Below are 1,502 nucleotides of genomic sequence, written 5' to 3' on the forward strand. Positions count from 1 at the left end.
TCGCGGGCGGGAGGGAGCCGGCGATGACCAACCAGGATTGCTCGCTGAGGTCGCGACCCGCGAGGACGGCGTCGACCGCCGCGACCAGACGATCCACGTCGTCGCGATCGAGCGGCTCACCGGGTCCGTTGACCTTGATCGTGCGGCCGGCCGGCAGCAACATCGAGGTGTTGATCCGCGTCTCACCCGCGATGGGGACGCCGTGCGTCGGGACGCCATCCGCTGCCAGGAGCTCGGTCAGGTGGCGGCCCGTGGCGCCGCCCATCGGCAACACGGCGGCGGTGGCCGCGCCGGCCGCGTGGAGGTCGCGCGAGACGTTGACCCCCTTGCCGCTGGCCTCCACCGTCATGGTTCTCGCCCGGTGCACGTCGGCGTCCCCGAGCGCGGCCTCGGCAACGGCATACGTCAGGTCGAGGCTGGGGTTGAGCGTCAGGGTGACGATCATCGCGAGCCGCCGGCGACGACGCCTGCCAGCCGGGCGGCGACGGCAGCGATCTCGTCGCGTGCGGGGCGGAGGTACGTGCGGGGATCGACGAGCGTCGCGTCGGCGTCGAGGACCTCGCGCACGGCGCCGGTGAAGGCGACATTGAGGATGGTCCCGATATTGATCTTCGTCATGCCGGCGGCGACGGCCGCGCGCAGCGTGTCGTCAGCGACGCCCGAAGACCCATGCAGGACAAGGGGAACGGGGAGCGCCTCGGCCAAGGCCGAGATCAGCGCCAGGTCAAGAGCGGCCGTGCGCTCCACCATCGCGTGCGAACTCCCGACGGCGACAGCGAGTGCGTCGACGCCCGTCGCCGCGACGAACTCGGCGGCCTCAGTGGGGTCGGTGCGGACACCCGGCGCGTGTGCGCCGTCCTTGCCGCCCACCTTGCCTAGCTCGGCCTCGACGAAGAGTCCCTGGGCGTGCCCCCAGTCCGCGGCAGCGCGCGTGGCCGCGACATTCTCGGCATAGTCCAGATGGGAGGCATCGAACATCACGCTGCTCAGGCCGGCCGACGCGCTCTGGTGGAGCAGGGCGACATCTTCGACATGGTCGAGGTGCACCGAGACGTGCACCCCAGCGGCCCGGGCGACCTCGAGGACGCCGGCCGCGATGGGGCGGAGCAGCCCGCCGCGGAACTTCACGGCGTTCTCGCTGATCTGCAGGATGACGTCGGCTCCGGCCTGTTCGGCGCCGGCGACGATGCCTTCGGCGTGCTCGAGGGTGATGACATTGAACGCGGCGACGCCACGGCCGGCGGCGCGGGCGCGGGTGACGAGGTCGGCGGTGGTGGCGAGCGGCATACGGGAAGCCTTTCTTCGGAGGGTCAGGCCGGCGCGGGGGCCGCGTCGAGGTCGGTATAGAGGCCGGCGGCGACGCCGGCGAAGAGGGCGGCGCCACGGCAGCCGGCCTCGGGGACGGTGGCGCGCCGGAAGTCGCCGAAGGCGTCAGTCTTGGCGGCCATGACCGCGCGCGAGTTGGTCCAGCCGCCGGCAACGACTAGGTCGGCGCGGGGGCC

The 1,502-nt window shown here is 72.6% G+C and carries 3 protein-coding genes; all 3 read right to left on the reverse strand.

Annotation, left to right across the window (positions count from 1 at the left end):
• Positions 1-445, reverse strand: a 445-nt coding sequence (locus PKH97_RS16565) for a PfkB family carbohydrate kinase (RefSeq protein ID WP_324388705.1), incomplete at its 3' end; no start/stop codon positions are given.
• The gene (locus PKH97_RS16570; RefSeq protein ID WP_324388706.1) at positions 442-1,287 is read right to left on the reverse strand and encodes a class II fructose-bisphosphate aldolase; all 846 of its coding nucleotides are present in this window, start codon (positions 1,285-1,287) and stop codon (positions 442-444) included. The genes PKH97_RS16565 and PKH97_RS16570, both read right to left, overlap by 4 nt.
• Positions 1,288-1,310: 23 nt before the next feature.
• Positions 1,311-1,502, reverse strand: a 192-nt coding sequence (locus PKH97_RS16575) for a hypothetical protein (RefSeq protein ID WP_324388707.1), incomplete at its 5' end; no start/stop codon positions are given.

It is taken from the genome of Nostocoides sp. (assembly GCF_035343835.1).
Taxonomy (GTDB): Bacteria; Actinomycetota; Actinomycetes; order Actinomycetales; family Dermatophilaceae; genus Nostocoides_A; species Nostocoides_A vanveenii.

Bases quoted from the DNA above. Each gene is read 5' to 3' on its own strand.
- PKH97_RS16570 (WP_324388706.1), bottom strand. From the start codon at position 1,287: ATGCCGCTCGCCACCACCGCCGACCTCGTCACCCGCGCCCGCGCCGCC.